Raw genomic sequence first — 16,308 nt, 5'->3', positions numbered from 1 at the left:
CGGGCAAAAGGCCCCCGATTCAGTCTCGTTCCATTCCGGTCCACACCGGTTGCAAGGATGCCGCCTGCCCATGTCCCGTTTGCTGTTGTTGCTGATCGTCATTGTCGTGCTGGTGGTCGGCGGGTTGTTCGTGCTGGCTGGCCGCGATTCGGCGAAGGAACCCGTGCGCGTCGAAAAGGTGGTCTCGATTGAAAATCTCTCGAACTAGCGCGATCTGCGTCACCGTCGCGCTGGGCGCGATGGTCGCCGCGCTGCCCGCGCTCAGTCAGGATACGCCCGAATCGCTGCTGCCGCCGGGCTTCAATGACCCGGTCGAGCCGGCACCGTCGCCGACGCCCGCGCCCGCCGCGACGCCGCAGGGCGGCGAGACCCTCGTCCGGCCCGCCGGTCCGCCCGACGACCTGACCGGCAATGCGGCGCTCGGCAATGACAGCCTTGGCGTGGCGGTGGCGGAAGAACTGACGCCCGAGGAGCTGGAGCGTTACGAACTGCCCGCATTTGCCCGCCGGTCGCTCAACCGCGTCGGTTTCGCGGCGGCGGGTCGCGGCGGACTGCCCGCCAATGCGTTCGGCGGCGACAATGGGCGCTTCCTGGAAGTGCTGATGCGCCGGCTGGACGCGCCGATCGCGTCGCGCTGGCTGTCGATCGCGCTGCGCCGCGCGCTGGTGAGCGAGGTCGACACGCCCGCCGGGGTCAACGGTGCCGATTTCGCCGCCGAGCGCGCGTGGCTGCTGATCCGGATGGGCGAGGCCAATGCCGCGCGTGGCGTCGTCCAGTCGGTCGATGTCGCCGACTATACCCCCAAGATGTTCCAGATCGCGCAACAGGCGGCGCTCGCCACCGGCGACCCCGCCGGGATGTGCCCGCTGGTCGACGGGGCGATGCGGGTCAGCGCCGAACGCGGCTGGCGGGTGGCGGAGGCGATGTGCGCGGCGCTGGCCGGCCGGCCCGAGGAGGCCGGGCGGCTGATCGACGCGGCGCGGCGGCAGGGCGCGGCACGCGGCATCGACCTGGTACTGGCCGAAAAGATCGTCGGCGCGGGGGCCCAGGGCCGGCGCGCGGTGACGGTCGAATGGGACAATGTCGACCGGCTGGATGCGTGGCGCTGGGGGCTGGCGGCGGCAACCGGCGAGGTGGTGCCCGCACGGCTGATCGACACGGTGGGGCCGCAGGTGCGGCTGTGGCAGGCGCTCGCCCCGGCGCTGCCCGCGGCCGACCGGCTGGCTTCGGCGGAGCTGGCGGCGGTGCGTGGCGTCTATTCGGGCGCGGCCTATCGCGATCTGTTCGCGCTGGTCAGCGAGGCACAGGACGTCGCGGGTTCCGACGCGACGGTAATCGAGGGGCTGACCGACGCCTATGCCGCCCAGTCGATCGAGGGTCGGCTGACCGCGCTGCGCAACCTGTGGCAGGGATCGACGCCGATCCAGCGCCACGCGCGACTGGTGCTGACCAGCGATGCGGCGGCGCGCATCCCGGCCGCCGAAGCCTATGTCGGCGATGCCGACGCGCTGATCGCGTCGATGCTGACCGCGGGCAAGGACCTCCGTGCGTTGCGCTGGCGCGGCCTGGTGCCGGCACGCAGCGATGGCTGGGCGATGCTGGCGCTGGCCGATCCGGCCGGGCGCATCGCGGTCGATGGCGGCGACCTGTCGGCCTATGGCGGCGCGGAATCGCGCAAGGCGCAGCTTTTGTTCGCCGGGCTCGCCGGGCTGGGCCGCCTGCCCGAAAATCAGGTCGCCGACATCGCCCAGGCGCTGGCGGTGCCGATCAATACCGACAATAGCTGGACCGATGCGATCCGCACCGCCGCGAGCCGCGGCGAGCCGGGCACCGTCCTGCTGCTCGCCGCGGTGGGCATGCAGACCAGCGACTGGCGCGGCGTGTCGCCGGTGGCGCTGTTCAACATCGTCGCGGCGCTCGACGCAGTGGGGCTGAACGGCGAGGCCCGGATGATCGCTGCGGAAGCGATCGCGCGCGCGTGAGCGCGCCGGGCGATCCCGCGCTGATCGACCGGTTTCTGGAAATGATGGCGGCCGAAGCAGGGGCGGCGCGCAACACCATCGCGGCCTATGCCAGCGACCTACGCCTGGCGTCGGAGGCCGCCGGGGGGCAGCTTGCGGCGGCCGACCGGGCGGCGATCGAACGGGTGACGGGCGACTGGGCGCCGCTGGCCCGCGCAACTGTGGCGCGCAAGTCGGCGGCGCTGCGCCGCTTTTTCGATTTTCTGGTCGACGAGGGATTTCGCGCCGACAATCCCGGCGCGGCGCTGCCCCGCCCGGGTGCGGCGCGGCCATTACCCAAAATCCTGTCGACCGGCGATGTCGACCGGCTGTTCGCGGTGATCGCCGAAAGGCTGGCGCGCACGCCGGTCGATCCGGCGGATCTGCGCCTGTCCGCGCTGGTCGAGCTGCTTTACGGGTCGGGATTGCGCGCGACCGAGCTGGTGTCGCTGCCGCGCAATGCGGTGTCGCCCGATCGCCCCTTCGTCATCCTGCGCGGCAAGGGCGGGCGCGAGCGGCTGGTGCCGATTTCGGATCGCGCGCGTGCCGCCGTGGCGGCGTGGCGCGGCGAGGTGCCGGCGGCCAGCGCGTGGCTTTTCCCGTCGCGCGCCGGGCATCTCAGCCGGGTGCGGCTGTTCCAGCTGATCCGCGCACTGGGCGCGGCGGCGGGCATCCCGCCCGACCGGATCAGTCCGCACGTGCTGCGCCACGCATTTGCCACGCACCTGCTGGAAGGGGGCGCGGACCTGCGCGCGCTCCAGGCGATGCTGGGGCATGCCGACATCGCGACGACCGAAATCTACACCCATGTCGACAGTCGCCGGCTGATCGAGCTGGTCAATGCGCGCCATCCGCTCGTTGACGTAAAGCCCCGTCGGCCCTAGCCCGCGCGCCATGGTGATGTTTCTGGATTTCGAAAAGCCGATCGCCGAGCTCCAGGCTCGCATCGACGAACTGCGCGATACCGCGAGCAGCGGCGAGCTCGACATCGGCGCGGAGATCGCGCGGCTGGAGGCCAAGTCGGAGCGGCTGCTGCGCGAAACCTATCAGCGGCTGACGCCGTGGCAGAAGACGCAGGTCGCCCGCCACCAGGACCGGCCGCATTTCAAGCATGTCGTCGCCGCGCTGTTCGACGATTTCATGGCCTTGGGCGGCGACCGCGCCTTTGCCGACGATCAGGCGATCCTGGGCGGCTTCGCACGGTTTCGCGGCCAGCGGGTGGTGGTGATCGGCCATGAAAAGGGCGACGATACCGCCAGCCGGCTGCGCCACAATTTCGGCATGGGCAAGCCGGAAGGCTATCGCAAGGCGATGCGCCTGATGGAGCTGGCCGACCGGTTCGGCCTGCCCGTCGTGACGCTGGTCGACACGCCCGGCGCGTTTCCCGGCGTCCAGGCGGAGGAGCGCGGTCAGGCCGAGGCGATCGCGCGTTCGACTCAGGTCAGCCTGAAGCTGGGCGTGCCGATGGTGTCGGCGATCCTGGGCGAGGGCGGATCGGGCGGCGCGATCGCGCTGGCGGCGGGTAACCGGGTGCTGATGATGGAGCACGCGGTCTATTCGGTGATCTCGCCCGAGGGGTGTGCGTCGATCCTGTGGCGGACCGCCGACAAGGCGGCCGATGCAGCCGAAGCGATGAAGGTGACGGCGCAGGAGCTGAAGGCGCTCAAGGTCATCGACATGGTCGTGCCCGAGCCGGTGGGCGGCGCGCATCGCGACCCGGCGGCGGCGATCGGTGCGCTGGGTGACGCGATTGCCGCGGCACTGGCGGGACTTTCAGGCAAGCCGGCGGATGTGCTGCGGCGCGACCGGCGACAGAAATTCCTGGCGATGGGGCGGATTTAGGAGCGTTGAGAGCGAACTGATTCTTCTCAAGCACCTCCCCTTCAGGGGAGGGGTTGGGGTGGGGCCTCGCCACACGCCCCGCGCCGGCTCCGGCAGCGTCGCGCCCGCCGGACAGCCCCCACCCCCAACCCCTCTCCTGAAGGGGAGGGGCTTGGAACATGTCGCTGCCACAGGCCCCGGCCACCGCCGGGGCAACGTCCATGAACCGCATGACGCCCCAAAACGAAAAGGGCGGCGTGACCGAAGCCACGCCGCCCCCCATCGGAGAATGATGTTTGCGGATCAGCCGCCGGTCGAGGCCGCCGGAGCCGCAGCACCACCGCCGGCGCCCGTCGCCGTGGTCATCGTGCCCGACACGTTCTCGAACGTGCTGGTCAGGCTGCTGCCCAGGCCCTGCATGGCGGCAATGGCGGCAACGGCGATCAGCGCGGCGATCAGGCCGTACTCGATCGCGGTGGCGCCCTTATTGTTCTTCAGGAAAGCGCGAATCTTCTGCATACCGGTCTCCATCTTCAAATAAACTGACTTCAATCACCCGACTGCTCCGGGGAGAGCCCGGTCCAGTAATTGCGTGTATCGGCGATCAGGGTTGAAAAATACTTAAGTGAACAAGGTTATAATCGCGTTAACCACCATTTTGGGGGGAATTTTCGCTGACCTTGGTCGACACATTATTCCAGATTTCCGACGTGACGCTGCCGACGCTGCTCAGGCTGGCGACCATTGCGATCACAACCAGGGAAACGATCAGGCCATATTCGATTGCGGTCGCGCCCTTTTGATCGGCGATCAACCGACGGACCTGGTTTTTCATCCCGCGTGTCAAGATGCCGAACTCCCGCTAATACTGCCCGGTCTACTGCCAAAGGAGTTAATGAATGCTCACCGCCGCGCCCGCCGCACCGCCGCTGATGCTGGTCTGCGCGGCGGCGATGGTCGACGGCGACGGCCGCGTGCTGGTCCAGCAGCGGCCGCCGGGCGGTGACATGGCGGGATTATGGGAGTTTCCCGGGGGCAAGATCGAGGCGGGGGAAACACCCGAGGCGGCGCTGATCCGCGAGCTTGGCGAGGAACTGGGCATCGACGTCGAGGCATCGTGCCTGGCCCCGGCGGTCTTTGCCAGCGCGCCGCTGGGCGCGCGCCATCTGTTGCTGCTGGTCTTCGTGCTGCGCAAATGGACGGGCGTGCCGACGGCCCGGCATGCGACCGCGCTCAGATGGTTGCGCCCCGTCGAACTCCACGCCCTGCCGATGCCGCCGGCCGACCGCCCGCTGATCGGGCTGATCGAGGCGTTGATTTAAGGAGGGATGATCTTGTGAGCGGCCCTGGCCTACCCCGGGGTTGCTTGCCAGTTGCGCACGCTAATCTTCACACGAAGCTGTAGGGATCGACGTCGACGCTGACCCGGACGCGCGCCGGCCATGCAAGCGTGCCCAGCCATGCGCGAATTTCGTCCTGAACCGCCAGGCCGCGGGTCGCGTGGACGAGCAGACGGAAGCGGTGGCGCCCGCGCAGCATCGCGAGCGGGGCGGGGGCGGGGCCATAGACGTGCATGCCCTCGCGATGGGGCGCAGAACGGCCGATCGCGCGGGCGGTGTCGTCGGCAGCCTCCCTGTCCTCGGACGAGACGATGATCGCGGCATACCGGCCGAAGGGCGGGGCGTCGGCCTCGCGGCGTGCCTGGGTTTCGGCGGCGTAGAAGCCCTCGGCATCGCCGCTGACCAGTGCCGCCATGACCGGCGCGGTCGGCTGGTGGGTCTGCAGGAGGACATGGCCGGGCTTTTCACCCCGCCCGGCGCGCCCGGCGACCTGCATGATCTGTTGAAAGGTGCGTTCGGATGCGCGGAGGTCGCCGCCGGAAAGACCCAGGTCGCCGTCGATCACGCCGACCAGCGTGAGGTCGGGAAAGTGATAGCCCTTGGTCACCAATTGCGTGCCGATGACGATGTCGATCTCCCGCGCGGTCATGCGGCGCACGAACTCGGCTGCCTTGGCCGGCGACCAGATGGTGTCCGAGGTGACGACGGCGGCACGCGCATCGGGCCATAAAGCGGCGACTTCGTCGGCGATCCGCTCCACCCCCGGGCCGCAGGCGACCAGGGCATCCTCCGCATCGCAATTGGGACAGGCGCGCGGGGTGGGGATCATGTGGCCGCAATGATGACACGACAGACGATGGATCAGCCGGTGCTCGACCATCCAGGCGGTGCAGTTCGGGCACTGGAAGCGGTGCCCGCACGCCCGGCACAGCGTCAGCGGCGCATAGCCGCGACGGTTGAGGAACAGCAGCGCCTGCTCCCCGCGCGCCAGCGTCGCATCGATCGCCTGTACCAGCCGGGGCGCGATCCAGCGGCCGCGCGGCGGCGGTTCGGCGATCAGGTCGATCGCCTCGATCGTCGGCAATTCGGCACCCCCGTGGCGCGCGGGCAGCCGGAGTTCGCGGTAGCGGCCGGCCGCCACCTGAACCCGCGTCTCGATCGCGGGCGTGGCCGACGCCAGCACGACCGGGCAGAACTCAAAGCGCGCGCGCATGACCGCGACGTCGCGGGCGTGATAATGCACGCCCTCTTCCTGCTTGAAGCTCGTTTCGTGCGCCTCGTCGACGATGATGAGCCCGAGGTTGCGATAGGGCAGGAACAGCGCCGATCGCGCGCCCACCGTCACCCGCGCCTCGCCGGTGGCGATCGCGCGCCACGCGCGGCGGCGCTGCGACTGGCGCAGGTCGGAATGCCAGGCGACCGGCGCGCAGTCGAAACGCGCGTTGAAGCGATCGAGAAACGGCTCGGTCAGCGCGATTTCGGGCAGCAGCACGAGCGTCTGGCGCCCGTCGCGCAAGGCCCGGGCGATCGCTTCGAAATAGACTTCGGTCTTGCCCGACCCGGTGACGCCGTCGAGCAGGAACGGCTGGAATTCGCGCGCGGCGACCGCGTCGGCCAGTGCGGTTGCGGCGTCGCGCTGGGCCGGGTTCAGCCGGGGCGGCGCATGATCGGGGTCGGGCAGGGGATAGGGCGAATCAAGATCGACTTCGACCGCCGCGATCGCGCCGGCGTTGACCAGCCCGCGAATGACCGCGTCCGACACGCCCGCGATCGTCGCGAGCTCGCGGATCAGCCCCTGGCGATCGCCGATCCGCTCGATCGCCTGGGCGCGTTGCGGCGTCAGCCGTTCGGGCACGACGCCGGTTGCGCGATATTCGGTGATGCGCTTCACCCCCTCCAGCGCCGATGTCGATGCCAGCGCCATGCGCAGGACCGCGGCGGGCGGGGCGAGATAATAATCGGCGGCCCATTCGACCAAGCGGCGCAGCGCGGCGGGGATCGGCGGCGCGTCGGCGACCGCGATCAGATTGCGCAGGCGGTTGTCGCCCACCTCCTCGGTCACCAGCCGATCGGCTTCCCAGACCACGCCGACGAGCTGACGGGGGCCGAGCGGGGCGACGACGATCGAGCCCGGTTCGACCGTCATGCCGGCGGGCACCCGGTAATCGAGCGGACCGAGCGCGGAATTGAGGACGAGCACGCGAGCGCGGGGAAGAGGCATCGCCGCTATCTAGGGCGTGCGGGCACGCGGGGGAACCGGGGAAGGGGAGCGGTGCGCGCGTCAGGCTGCCCGCGTGGTGACCCCTGGACGAAACCGCAGCCCGGAATAGCTGCGCGCCGTGCCGCGTTCGAGGCGCTTGGCCTCGTAGAGCGCGGCGTCGGCGCGGCGGATGAATTCGCGGGTCGACGTGACCAGCGGGCTGAATTCCGAATAGCCGATTGTCCCCGACATGCCGATCGCGCCCTGGCCCGTATGGACCGGCAGCTTGAGGTCGCCGGTCAGCCGCTCGATCGTCGGGGCGGGATCCGCGCAGATCGCCGGGTCGGTGACGATCAGGGCAAATTCGTCGCCACCCAGCCGGGCCGCGAAGCTGTCGGCGAGATAGGGCGCGCGCAGCCGCCGCCCGACCGCGCGCAGCACGTCGTCGCCGGTCAGGTGGCCGTGGGTGTCGTTGATCGCCTTGAACCCGTCGAGATCGATCAGCACCAGCGTCAGCGGCGCCTCACCCAGCCGCGCGCGCGCCATCGCGTTCTCGAGCTCGCGGTTGAACGCGGCGCGATTGCCGATCCGCGTCACCTCGTCGACGGCCGCCGACCGGCGGAGGCTCTGTTCCATCATGTAGCGTTCGGTGATGTCCTGGATCAGGCCGGTGACCGCGACCGGCCGCCCCTTTTCCAACTCGACTTCGCCGATACAGCGCACGCGCAACGGCCGCTGGCGCGCGGTGACGAAATCGACTTCGAAATTGAAGCTTTCGCCTGTTTCGATCGTGCGGGCGAGCGCATCGCTGACGACTGCGCGGGCGTGCGGCGGATAATAATCGAGCGCGGTTTCCACGGTCAGCGGGCTGCCGGGATCGAGCTCGTGGATGCGATACACGCCCTCGGACCAGACGACGGTGTTGTCGACGATCGAATAGCGCCACGAACCGATCATCGCCAGCCGCTCGGCCTGGTGAAAGGTCCGCTCCTGACGGCGCAGCGCCTGGGCACCCGCGCTCGCGCTTTCTGCCAGCGTCATCGCCTGATGCGCGCTGGTGCGTGCCGCGATCAGCGTTCCGGCGATCACGGCCAGCTCGCGCAGCTGTTCCTGCTGGCGCGCGGTGAGCGTGCGCGGCTGGTGGTCGATCCCGCACAGCGTGCCGATCACCCGCGGTTCGACATCATGGTCGATCGCCGCCGTGACCGGCGCGCCGATATAGAAGCGGATCTGGTGATGCTCGGTCAGGCCCATGCGGTCGGCAAATTGCGGCTCGCTCAACAGATCGCTGATCTCGACGACATCGCCGTTCGCGACGGTGACGTCGCACAGCGCATTCGCCCGCGGCAGCTCGATCCGGTCGACGCCGGTCGACGCCTTGGTCCACACCCGCGCGCGGTCGACCAGGGTGAGCATCGCCACCGGCACGTCGAGGACTTCGGCAGCAATGCGCACCAGCGCGTCGAACGCGGCTTCGCGGGGCGTATCCAGCAATGCCTGGGCGTCGAGCGCGCGCTGACGACCCTCCTCTTCCGGCGTTGGCGGTACGATGGGTTCGAACATCCTGCCGATCTATTCGGGCGTTGGTTAAATTAGCGTGCAACGCTTGCCCGCTGCGGACCGATCGGCGAAAGGACGGCTAAACCAGGGAGCACACCCGATGAAATTCTTTGTCGACACCGCCGACACCGCCGAAATCCGATCGCTGGCCGAATCGGGCCTGGTCGACGGCGTCACCACCAACCCGTCGCTGATCCACAAATCGGGGCGCGATTTCCTGGAGGTCGTCCGCGAAATCTGCGCGATCGTCGACGGGCCGGTGTCGGCCGAGGTCGTCGCGCTCGATTACGAGGGCATGATGCGCGAGGCGGAGATCGTGCGGAAGATCGCCGACAATGTCGCGGTAAAGGTGCCGCTGACCATCGACGGCCTGCGCGCGTGCAAGGCGCTGACCAGCGACGGCACGATGGTCAACGTGACCCTGTGCTTTTCCGCCAACCAGGCGCTGCTCGCGGCCAAGGCGGGGGCGACCTTCATCTCGCCATTCGTCGGCCGCCACGACGACAACGGCTTCGACGGCATGGAGCTGATCGCCGACATCCGGCTGATCTATGACAATTACGCCTTCGGCACCGAAATCCTGGTCGCCAGCGTCCGCCACCCGGTCCACATCCTGGAAGCCGCCAAGATCGGCGCGGACGTGATGACCGCGCCGCCCTCGGTGATCCGCCAGCTGGTCAAGCACCCGCTGACCGACAAGGGGATCGAAGGCTTCCTGGCCGACTGGAAAGCGACGGGCCAGACGATCGGGTGACCGCGCACGGCCGTTATTTGCGCACCGCGTTCCAGTTGAACAGGAAGGTGCGGTGTTCGGCCCAGGTCTGTCCCTGAACGCTGTCGCCGACGAGGCACGCGGCGCTGTGATAGGGGCCGACCCCGTCACTTGTCCGGAAACTCACACAGGTCCGATTGCGGTCGGTTTTCCAGCGGCCGGATTCGATCGTGCTGTCGTAAAAGCTGCCCGCGACGCTGCCGTCGGGCCTGAGGTCGAGGACCATCGGCTTGGTATAGGGCGGGTCGTTCGGGTTGCTGCTGAGATCGACCACCCATTCGCCGCCGAGCGGGGCTGGGCTGGCCGGCGCGGGGCTCGCCTGGGCCAGCAAAAGGATGATCGCGATGGGCAGCATGTCAGCTCCTTGCTTCGCCCGCCAAACTCGATTGTTTCGCGGTGGCGGTCAACGCTAGACTCGCGCGCGTGACAGGTCCGCTCCCACTCGCTTTCGCGGCGCATCTCTCCCGCGACCGGCGGCGGTCGGTGCATACGGTGCGGGCGTATCAGGCGACGGCGGAGCGGTTGCTGGCGTTTCTGGGCGGGCATTGGGGGGCGCAGGTGGATGCGGCGGCGCTCGCCCGCGTGACCCCGGCGGACCTGCGCGCGTTCCTGGCGGCGCGGCGGGGCGAGGGGATCGGCAATCTGTCGGCGGCGCGCGAATTGTCGGCGGTGCGCGCGTTCCTGAAATTCGCGGGCGGCGAGGGGGCGGAACTGCCGCGCCTGAAAGGCCCGCGCGTCAAGAAAGGCGTGCCGCGGCCGATCGCGCCCGACGAGGCCGTTGCACTGGCCGAGGATGTTGCGGAGCAATCGGACGAAGCGTGGATTTCGGCACGCGACTGGGCAGTGCTGATGCTGCTTTATGGCGCGGGGCTGCGCATCGGCGAGGCGATGGCGCTGACCGGCGCGATCCTGCCGCTCGGCGAGACGCTGGTCGTCACGGGCAAGCGGGCCAAGACGCGGCTGGTGCCGCTGCTGCCGCAGGTGCGCGAGGCGATCGAGGCTTATGTGCGGCTGTGCCCCTTTGGCGTTGCGCGCGATGCGCCGCTGTTCCGGGGCGCGCGCGGCGGGCCGCTCTCACCGGCGATCATCCGCCGGTCGGTGCGCCGGGCGCGGGTGCGGCTGGGGCTGGGCGATCGCACCACGCCGCATGCGCTGCGCCACAGCTTCGCCACGCATCTGCTGGGTCGAGGGGCCGATCTGCGCGCGCTCCAGGCACTGCTCGGCCATGCGAGCCTGAGTTCGACGCAGGTCTATACCGCGGTCGATGCCGCGCACCTGATGGATGTGTATCGCAACGCCCATCCGCGGGCGTGAGGGGGCACCCCAACCCGTCATGCCAGCGCAGGCTGGCATCTCGTGCCGCAGAGGTTCCGCAAGTGGCTTGAGGCCCCAGCCTGCGCTGGGGCGACGTGAGGCGTGTCAAACAGCGTCGCGGCCAGCGGACAGGCCCCACCCCAACCCCTCCCCTGAAGGGGAGGGGCTTTATCGCCTCAATCTTCGCGCGGCTTCCAGGTAAACACCCGGATCACATAATAGGCGACCATCGCGATGATGACCCCGGTCGACACCGGTCCCAGCCATTCGTCGACCTGAGCATAGCGCGAACCCAGCTCATAGCCCGCGACCGCCAGCGCCGTGGTCCAGCCCAGCGTGCCGAGCGTCGACCAGATCAGGAATTCGCGCCACGGCATTTCGAACAGCCCGGCGGGAATCGACACCAGGGAGCGGATCGTCGGCATCATCCGGCCGAGGAAGACGAACCAATGGTCATATTTGTCGAAGAACGCATCCGCCCGCTTCACTTCGCGCCAGTCGAGCGTCAGCCAGCGGCCCCAGCGGTCGATGATCGGCTTGAACCGGTCATAGCCCAGCCAGCGGGCAAAGGCGTACCACAGGACGTTGCCGACCATCGCACCCGCCGTGCCGGCCAGGATCACGCCCCACAAGGTCATCGTGCCGCGCGCCGCCTGAAGGCCGGACAGCGACATGATGATTTCCGACGGGATGGGCGGGAACACGGTCTCCAGCAGCATCAGCAGGAACACCCCCAGATAGGAGGATTGTTCGATCAGCTCGCGGATCCAGTCACCCATGGCGCGCGCTCCGTGCGGCGACGCGCGCCTCGATCGCGTCCCAGATCATGCCGGCGGTGTCGGTGCCGTTGAACCGGTCGATCGCGACGATGCCGGTCGGCGAGGTGACGTTGATTTCGGTCAGCCACTGGCCGCCGATCACGTCGATGCCGACGAAGATCAGCCCGCGCCGCTTCAACTCCGGGCCGAGCGCGGCGCAGATCTCGCGCTCGCGCTCCGTCAGGTCGGTCGCAATCGCCGATCCGCCGACCGCCAGGTTAGACCGGATTTCGCCCTCGCCGGGCAGGCGGTTGATCGCGCCCGCGATTTCGCCGTCGACCAGCACGATGCGCTTGTCGCCCTTCGCGATTTCGGGAAGGAACGCCTGGACCATGTGCGGCTCGCGATAGGCCTGGTTGAACACCTCGATCAGCGAGGACAGGTTCTGGCCATCGGCGTCGATCTTGAAGATCGCCTTGCCGCCATTGCCGTGCAGCGGCTTGACGACGATCGCGCCGTGCTCCGCGAGGAACGCGCGGGCTTCGTCGACCGATCGGGTGACCAGCGTCGGCGGCATATATTGCGCGAAATCGAGCACCCAGACCTTTTCGGGCGCGTTGCGCACCGATGCGGGATCGTTGACCACCAAAGTCCGGTCGCTGATCCGTTCGAGCAAATGGGTGGCGGTGATGTAGCCCAGGTCGAAGGGCGGGTCCTGGCGCATCAGCACGACATCCGCGTCCTCGCCCAGGTCAAGGCGGATCGGATCGGCGAAGTCGAAATGGTTGCCGACCTCGCGCCGCACGGTGACCGGATGCGCGCGCGTCCAAACGCGGCCGGCGGAATAATTGAGGTCCTCGGGCGCATAATGGAACAGCCGGTGTCCACGCGCTTGGGCCGAGAGCATGAGCGCGAAGCTCGAGTCCCCGGCAATGTTGATCTGGTCCAGCGGGTCCATCTGGATGGCGACGGTCAGGGTCATCGAGCGTCCTTGTGGGGGTGTGCGAACCAGTCTTTCCCGGACCTCGGATGTTGAGCGGCTGACCCAGCGTTGGAGTTTGAAGCCAAGCGCGGCCAACCTTCTACCGTCACCCCGGGCTTGACCCGGGGTCCCGCTGCCTGATCCGCCACAAGAAGAAGCGGGACCCCGGCGCGAGGCCGGGGTGACGGGAAAGTCTGGGGTATGATGCTCAAAGACGACACGGATGAGTCAGCTTTTCAACATGAGCGGTGAGGGATGAATTTGAGTGCCATAGGACCAGTTTCCCCCATGCGAAAGCGCCGTCGCGTTCACCCGGCGTAGCGCGCGGCCGTTTCGCGGATCAGCGCGATCATGTTCGGAATGCCCTGGGTGCGGTTGGAGCTGAGCTGGTTCTTGAGGTCGAAGGGCGCGAGCGCGGTGTCGATGTCGGTCGCCAGGATCGCGGGCGGCGGCTGGTCCTGCACGGTGAGCAGCACGAGCGCGATGATCCCCTTGGTGATCGCGGCATTGCTGTCGGCGAGGAAGTGCAGCGTGCCGTCGTCGCGCACGGTCGGATAGACCCAGACCGAGGCGGAGCAGCCGCGCACCAGCGTCGCATCGGTCTTGAGCGCTTCGGGCATGGGCGCGAGCCCGCGGCCAAGGTCGATCAGCAGGCGGTAGCGGTCGTCGGGATCGAGGAAGCCATATTCGTCGGCTAGGTCGGCAAGCTTTGTCATGCGGCGCGATATAGCGGGCACGGCGCGGATGGGAATGCGGGATTGGGGGCGAGGGGGGCTCCCGGTTCTGCTAAAGGCCCCGGCCTTCGGGGTTTCCCGCAAATTACTACTTTGCGGGGGCCCCTGCGCTGGGCCGACGCGCTACCTGTCGTCGCCCCGGCGGAGGCCGGGGCCTCTCACCACTTTAAGCACCTCCCGCAGGCCAGGGCCTCTGGCTAATCCAGCGACCCTCAACGCTGGGGCCGCTCGCCAATCAGAGATCCACCCCCGCTGCGATCGCTTCCAGCTTGCGGACGCGTTCCTTGAGGTCCGCAATCTCGATCCGCGCGCCGGCCGAGCTTGGCTGGGGCTGGGCGCTCTGGCCCGTGACCATCAGCTCCTGCTGCTTGAGTGCCAGCCAGCCGCGCCAGGCGGTGAGCGCCGCGGCGGTGATCATCGCCACGCCGGCGAGCAGCGCGGTGGTGATCGCGAGGGTGAGCATCGGGTCGGTCATGTTCTCGCTCCCTTGTGTCGGACGCGGTTCCGGAGTCGGCTGTGGCGTTGCTCACCGCAGCCGTCGGTGCGTCGCTATTCCCTGATTGCGCGTCAGTTCAGCGGCTGATCGCGCAGCGTCTCGATTTCATGGGCCAGCGTGGTGCCGCGGTCGGTGACGACGCGCTCCAGCACGCGCACCCGCTGTTCCAGCCGTTCGACCTGCGCGGCATATTGCGCGGCCTTTTCGGCGGTTTGCGCATTGAGCGCCTTGGTCATCGCTTCCTTGTGCTTCAGCCACCGCTTGAACATGTCGCCGCCCACGCCAAGCATCACGGGCAGGCCGACGACGATGAAGAAGAAACCGATGACCATCCAGCCCTTGTCCATGATGCTCTCCCTCAGCTTACCGCTTCATCGCGCAGCGCGTCGATTTCGTGCGCCAATACGGTGCCGCGATCGGTGACGACGCGCTCAAGGACCCGGATGCGCTGTTCCAGACGCTTGATGTGGGCGGACAGGTGCGCGACTTCGTCACTGTCCTGAGTGGTCAATCTGGCAATCACCAGCTCGCTTTCCTGCGCCCGGCGCTGCAGGTCGGCGATCAGCTTATCTTTTTCAGCCTGTTCGCGATTTTTGCGGTTTTCCTCGATGCTCCCAGCAATCGTGGACCAAGCTGCGCCCCCGATAACCAGGATCATCAGACCCCACAGAATGAATTCCTTCATCGCGTCTCACCCTCTCAATTCGACCGCCCGCGCAGCTGCTCGATCTCGCGGTCGAGCAGGTGGCTGCTATCGGTGACAATCCGCTCGACATTGGCGAGCCGGTCCTTGACCGCGCCCAGTTCGGCGCGCAGCTGCGCGTTTTCCTGGCTGAGCAGCTTGATCCGTTCCATCGCCTCGTCATTACGCTGCGGATAGATGGACTGGCCCCAGGCACCGTCAAGCGGATAGCCATGTTTGACCCGCATCCACGTGGTGAGCACCCAGCCGCCGATCCCGAGTGCGGTGAGCGTGACGATCAGCGGCGCCGCGTTCAGAATCTGTCCGATATGTTCCATGAACTTTGCTTCCCTGTTCGTGGCGATCAACGCAGCGCGTCGATCTCTCGGGCGATGCGGTCGGCGGGATCGGTAGCGATCCGTTCCAGCACTGCGATGCGCTCCTCGAGCCGCATGATCTGACCCGTCAGCCGCTCGTTTTCGTGCGACAGCAGTTCGATCTTGCGATCAGCATCCGGGTTCGGACGCGGGGTCATCTCGCCCCGTTCATCCTCGATCGGATAGCCGTTCTTGGCGCGTATCCAGGTGGTGACCAGACCGCCGATCATCGACATGGCGATGAGCGCGATGACGAAATTCGGTCCACCCCAGCTCATTGTGCTTCTCCCTGTTTCATCGAAGGCCGTTCAGGCCAGCGTCTCGATCTCGCGCGCCACGCGGCGGGCGGGATCGGTGGCGATCACTTCGAGCACTTCGACGCGCTCCTCGATCAGCCGGAGGTTGAAATTGAGCCGCTCATTCTCCTGGCGCAGCGCGGCGATCTCGGCGGCGTTTTCGGTGGCGGCGGCCTGGCCTGCCTGGCCCGTGCGGCCCCGAAGCCAGCTGGCGGCCAGCCAGGTCGTCAGGCCCAGCGCGGCGAGCAGCATCAGCGGCTTCATCAACTCCATCAGCAGATGTTCGGACATGTTCGTCTTCCCTGTTGTGCCCGATGGTGCTTACCGCAGGCTGTCGATTTCGTCGGCGAGGCGGCGGTTGCGGCTGGTATAGTAGAGCTCGATGTCGGCGAGGCGACGGTCGATGTCGCGGAACTTCGAGCGGACTTCCGACGTCGAACGGCTGGGGTTCGAGCGCACGCCCTGCCAGAACTTGGCGTCCTCGGGGCTGCCATACAGGCCCGAAGGCTTTACCGGCGCAAGCCAGGCGATCATGAAATAGGCGATGATCGTCCAGGGAAACCCGCCCAGCAGCGTCAGGATGACGGCCCCGATCCGGACCCACATCACGTCGACCCCGGTATAGTCGGCGATCCCGGCGCACACGCCCGACCATTTGCCGTTCTGTTTGTCGAGATAGAGTTTCGTGCGGCTGGCGGACATTTCAGTTCCTCCTGGTATAGTCGTAGCCGGTGGGCTCAGGCGATGCCTGGTTCGGCCGGAAATCGGGGTCGTCGGCGGCGATGATGCGCTCCACGGTCTGGAGCCGCTCCTCGAGCCGGCGGGCGGTGTAGTGGAGTTCGTCGAGGAGTTTTTCGTCCTCGCCGGTCAGCGTCGCCGACTGCTTCCACTTGGTGATGTAGTGCATGACCACCCAGGGGAGCCCGATGAAGAGCATCCCCACGATCATGATGGGAAGGAAGACGTCTTCCATGGC

The 16,308-nt window shown here is 67.9% G+C and carries 23 protein-coding genes; 7 read left to right on the top strand and 16 right to left on the bottom strand.

What is annotated here, in order from left to right:
* Window positions 1-70: 70 nt before the first annotated feature.
* The 4 genes from GO308_RS07515 to GO308_RS07500 are packed head-to-tail and all read left to right on the top strand — an operon-like array spanning window position 71 to window position 3,842.
* Entirely contained in the window at window positions 71-208 is a 138-nt protein-coding gene (locus tag GO308_RS07515; protein WP_197417106.1) for a hypothetical protein, read from the top strand.
* Window positions 189-1,982, top strand: coding sequence for a hypothetical protein (locus GO308_RS07510; RefSeq protein ID WP_240884942.1), 1,794 nt, complete (start codon window positions 189-191; stop codon window positions 1,980-1,982). Before GO308_RS07515 ends, GO308_RS07510 begins: the two co-directional genes overlap by 20 nt.
* Window positions 1,979-2,884 (top strand): tyrosine-type recombinase/integrase, encoded by a 906-nt coding sequence (locus GO308_RS07505; RefSeq protein ID WP_269450163.1) that lies wholly within the window; start codon window positions 1,979-1,981, stop codon window positions 2,882-2,884. The genes GO308_RS07510 and GO308_RS07505 overlap by 4 nt, the downstream gene beginning before the upstream one ends.
* A gap of 10 nt (window positions 2,885-2,894) precedes the next feature.
* Window positions 2,895-3,842, top strand: a complete 948-nt coding sequence (locus GO308_RS07500; RefSeq protein WP_066479986.1) for an acetyl-CoA carboxylase carboxyltransferase subunit alpha — start codon at window positions 2,895-2,897, stop codon at window positions 3,840-3,842.
* Window positions 3,843-4,124: 282 nt separating this feature from the next.
* Here the strand turns inward: GO308_RS07500 and GO308_RS07495 are convergent, their stop codons facing one another.
* On the bottom strand, window positions 4,125-4,340 hold the full coding sequence (locus tag GO308_RS07495) for a Flp family type IVb pilin (RefSeq protein ID WP_066551172.1): 216 nt from the start codon (window positions 4,338-4,340) through the stop codon (window positions 4,125-4,127).
* A gap of 127 nt (window positions 4,341-4,467) precedes the next feature.
* On the bottom strand, window positions 4,468-4,656 hold the full coding sequence (locus GO308_RS07490) for a Flp family type IVb pilin (RefSeq protein WP_066551103.1): 189 nt from the start codon (window positions 4,654-4,656) through the stop codon (window positions 4,468-4,470).
* Between the two features lie 64 nt (window positions 4,657-4,720).
* On the opposite strand from GO308_RS07490, the gene GO308_RS07485 reads away from it, so the two are divergent.
* Window positions 4,721-5,143 carry a (deoxy)nucleoside triphosphate pyrophosphohydrolase gene (locus GO308_RS07485; protein WP_240884940.1) on the top strand — a complete coding sequence of 141 codons (423 nt, stop codon included), beginning with the start codon at window positions 4,721-4,723 and terminating at the stop codon, window positions 5,141-5,143.
* 67 nt (window positions 5,144-5,210) lie between these two features.
* On the opposite strand, the gene GO308_RS07480 is transcribed toward GO308_RS07485, so the two are convergent.
* Both GO308_RS07480 and GO308_RS07475 read right to left on the bottom strand, forming a co-directional pair.
* Window positions 5,211-7,382 carry a primosomal protein N' gene (locus tag GO308_RS07480; protein ID WP_240884939.1) on the bottom strand — a complete coding sequence of 724 codons (2,172 nt, stop codon included), beginning with the start codon at window positions 7,380-7,382 and terminating at the stop codon, window positions 5,211-5,213.
* A gap of 60 nt (window positions 7,383-7,442) precedes the next feature.
* A complete protein-coding gene (locus GO308_RS07475) occupies window positions 7,443-8,924 on the bottom strand; it encodes a diguanylate cyclase (protein ID WP_240884931.1) in 1,482 nt (493 codons plus the stop codon).
* 97 nt (window positions 8,925-9,021) lie between these two features.
* Between GO308_RS07475 and fsa the strand changes: the two genes are divergently transcribed.
* Entirely contained in the window at window positions 9,022-9,675 is a 654-nt protein-coding gene (fsa, locus tag GO308_RS07470) for a fructose-6-phosphate aldolase (RefSeq protein ID WP_066547526.1), read from the top strand.
* A 13-nt stretch (window positions 9,676-9,688) separates the two neighbouring features.
* On the opposite strand, the gene GO308_RS07465 is transcribed toward fsa, so the two are convergent.
* On the bottom strand, window positions 9,689-10,048 hold the full coding sequence (locus GO308_RS07465) for a hypothetical protein (protein ID WP_066547523.1): 360 nt from the start codon (window positions 10,046-10,048) through the stop codon (window positions 9,689-9,691).
* Between the two features lie 68 nt (window positions 10,049-10,116).
* Between GO308_RS07465 and GO308_RS07460 the strand changes: the two genes are divergently transcribed.
* Window positions 10,117-11,007, top strand: coding sequence for a tyrosine recombinase XerC (locus tag GO308_RS07460; RefSeq protein WP_066547520.1), 891 nt, complete (start codon window positions 10,117-10,119; stop codon window positions 11,005-11,007).
* 176 nt (window positions 11,008-11,183) lie between these two features.
* Here GO308_RS07460 and GO308_RS07455 read toward each other — a convergent pair whose 3' ends face one another.
* From GO308_RS07455 to pspB, 11 genes are all read right to left on the bottom strand, one after another.
* Window positions 11,184-11,786 carry a DedA family protein gene (locus GO308_RS07455; RefSeq protein ID WP_240884923.1) on the bottom strand — a complete coding sequence of 201 codons (603 nt, stop codon included), beginning with the start codon at window positions 11,784-11,786 and terminating at the stop codon, window positions 11,184-11,186.
* Window positions 11,779-12,747 (bottom strand): glutathione synthase, encoded by a 969-nt coding sequence (gene gshB, locus GO308_RS07450; protein WP_240884921.1) that lies wholly within the window; start codon window positions 12,745-12,747, stop codon window positions 11,779-11,781. Before gshB ends, GO308_RS07455 begins: the two co-directional genes overlap by 8 nt.
* Window positions 12,748-13,055: 308 nt before the next feature.
* A complete protein-coding gene (locus GO308_RS07445; protein WP_240884919.1) occupies window positions 13,056-13,463 on the bottom strand; it encodes a SufE family protein in 408 nt (135 codons plus the stop codon).
* Window positions 13,464-13,716: 253 nt separating this feature from the next.
* Window positions 13,717-13,956: a hypothetical protein gene (locus GO308_RS07440; protein ID WP_066548396.1), complete on the bottom strand. Its 240-nt coding sequence runs from the start codon at window positions 13,954-13,956 to the stop codon at window positions 13,717-13,719.
* A 92-nt stretch (window positions 13,957-14,048) separates the two neighbouring features.
* The gene (locus GO308_RS07435) at window positions 14,049-14,324 is read right to left on the bottom strand and encodes a hypothetical protein (protein ID WP_240884917.1); all 276 of its coding nucleotides are present in this window, start codon (window positions 14,322-14,324) and stop codon (window positions 14,049-14,051) included.
* 11 nt (window positions 14,325-14,335) lie between these two features.
* Window positions 14,336-14,662: a hypothetical protein gene (locus tag GO308_RS07430; RefSeq protein ID WP_066548390.1), complete on the bottom strand. Its 327-nt coding sequence runs from the start codon at window positions 14,660-14,662 to the stop codon at window positions 14,336-14,338.
* A gap of 14 nt (window positions 14,663-14,676) precedes the next feature.
* Window positions 14,677-14,997 carry a hypothetical protein gene (locus GO308_RS07425; RefSeq protein WP_066479960.1) on the bottom strand — a complete coding sequence of 107 codons (321 nt, stop codon included), beginning with the start codon at window positions 14,995-14,997 and terminating at the stop codon, window positions 14,677-14,679.
* A gap of 26 nt (window positions 14,998-15,023) precedes the next feature.
* Entirely contained in the window at window positions 15,024-15,314 is a 291-nt protein-coding gene (locus GO308_RS07420; RefSeq protein ID WP_240884915.1) for a hypothetical protein, read from the bottom strand.
* A 30-nt stretch (window positions 15,315-15,344) separates the two neighbouring features.
* Window positions 15,345-15,623, bottom strand: a complete 279-nt coding sequence (locus GO308_RS07415) for a hypothetical protein (RefSeq protein WP_066479954.1) — start codon at window positions 15,621-15,623, stop codon at window positions 15,345-15,347.
* Window positions 15,624-15,653: 30 nt separating this feature from the next.
* Window positions 15,654-16,034, bottom strand: a complete 381-nt coding sequence (gene pspC, locus GO308_RS07410) for an envelope stress response membrane protein PspC (protein ID WP_066479952.1) — start codon at window positions 16,032-16,034, stop codon at window positions 15,654-15,656.
* A gap of 1 nt (window position 16,035) precedes the next feature.
* Entirely contained in the window at window positions 16,036-16,305 is a 270-nt protein-coding gene (pspB, locus tag GO308_RS07405) for an envelope stress response membrane protein PspB (protein ID WP_066479950.1), read from the bottom strand.
* Between the last annotated feature and the right edge of the window lie 3 nt (window positions 16,306-16,308).

This window comes from Sphingomonas sp. SFZ2018-12, assembly GCF_022496715.1.
In the GTDB taxonomy this organism is placed as follows: domain Bacteria; phylum Pseudomonadota; class Alphaproteobacteria; order Sphingomonadales; family Sphingomonadaceae; genus Sphingomonas.
The sequence above is the reverse complement of the archived record's forward strand: the minus strand, read 5'-3'. Positions and strand labels throughout refer to the sequence as shown.

What these genes read in the sequence shown, in the direction of transcription:
- GO308_RS07435 (WP_240884917.1), bottom strand. Translation starts at nt 14,324, where the DNA reads ATGGACAAGGGCTGGATGGTCATCGGTTTCTTCTTCATCGTCGTCGGC.
- GO308_RS07455 (WP_240884923.1), bottom strand. Translation starts at nt 11,786, where the DNA reads ATGGGTGACTGGATCCGCGAGCTGATCGAACAATCCTCCTATCTGGGG.
- GO308_RS07485 (WP_240884940.1), top strand. Translation starts at nt 4,721, where the DNA reads ATGCTCACCGCCGCGCCCGCCGCACCGCCGCTGATGCTGGTCTGCGCG.
- GO308_RS07495 (WP_066551172.1), bottom strand. Translation starts at nt 4,340, where the DNA reads ATGCAGAAGATTCGCGCTTTCCTGAAGAACAATAAGGGCGCCACCGCG.
- GO308_RS07425 (WP_066479960.1), bottom strand. Translation starts at nt 14,997, where the DNA reads ATGGAACATATCGGACAGATTCTGAACGCGGCGCCGCTGATCGTCACG.
- GO308_RS07415 (WP_066479954.1), bottom strand. Translation starts at nt 15,623, where the DNA reads ATGTCCGAACATCTGCTGATGGAGTTGATGAAGCCGCTGATGCTGCTC.
- GO308_RS07515 (WP_197417106.1), top strand. Translation starts at nt 71, where the DNA reads ATGTCCCGTTTGCTGTTGTTGCTGATCGTCATTGTCGTGCTGGTGGTC.
- GO308_RS07445 (WP_240884919.1), bottom strand. Translation starts at nt 13,463, where the DNA reads ATGACAAAGCTTGCCGACCTAGCCGACGAATATGGCTTCCTCGATCCC.
- GO308_RS07440 (WP_066548396.1), bottom strand. Translation starts at nt 13,956, where the DNA reads ATGACCGACCCGATGCTCACCCTCGCGATCACCACCGCGCTGCTCGCC.
- GO308_RS07475 (WP_240884931.1), bottom strand. Translation starts at nt 8,924, where the DNA reads ATGTTCGAACCCATCGTACCGCCAACGCCGGAAGAGGAGGGTCGTCAG.
- pspC (WP_066479952.1), bottom strand. Translation starts at nt 16,034, where the DNA reads ATGTCCGCCAGCCGCACGAAACTCTATCTCGACAAACAGAACGGCAAA.
- gshB (WP_240884921.1), bottom strand. Translation starts at nt 12,747, where the DNA reads ATGACCCTGACCGTCGCCATCCAGATGGACCCGCTGGACCAGATCAAC.
- GO308_RS07430 (WP_066548390.1), bottom strand. Translation starts at nt 14,662, where the DNA reads ATGAAGGAATTCATTCTGTGGGGTCTGATGATCCTGGTTATCGGGGGC.
- fsa (WP_066547526.1), top strand. Translation starts at nt 9,022, where the DNA reads ATGAAATTCTTTGTCGACACCGCCGACACCGCCGAAATCCGATCGCTG.
- pspB (WP_066479950.1), bottom strand. Translation starts at nt 16,305, where the DNA reads ATGGAAGACGTCTTCCTTCCCATCATGATCGTGGGGATGCTCTTCATC.
- GO308_RS07465 (WP_066547523.1), bottom strand. Translation starts at nt 10,048, where the DNA reads ATGCTGCCCATCGCGATCATCCTTTTGCTGGCCCAGGCGAGCCCCGCG.
- GO308_RS07420 (WP_240884915.1), bottom strand. Translation starts at nt 15,314, where the DNA reads ATGAGCTGGGGTGGACCGAATTTCGTCATCGCGCTCATCGCCATGTCG.
- GO308_RS07500 (WP_066479986.1), top strand. Translation starts at nt 2,895, where the DNA reads ATGGTGATGTTTCTGGATTTCGAAAAGCCGATCGCCGAGCTCCAGGCT.
- GO308_RS07490 (WP_066551103.1), bottom strand. Translation starts at nt 4,656, where the DNA reads ATGAAAAACCAGGTCCGTCGGTTGATCGCCGATCAAAAGGGCGCGACC.
- GO308_RS07480 (WP_240884939.1), bottom strand. Translation starts at nt 7,382, where the DNA reads ATGCCTCTTCCCCGCGCTCGCGTGCTCGTCCTCAATTCCGCGCTCGGT.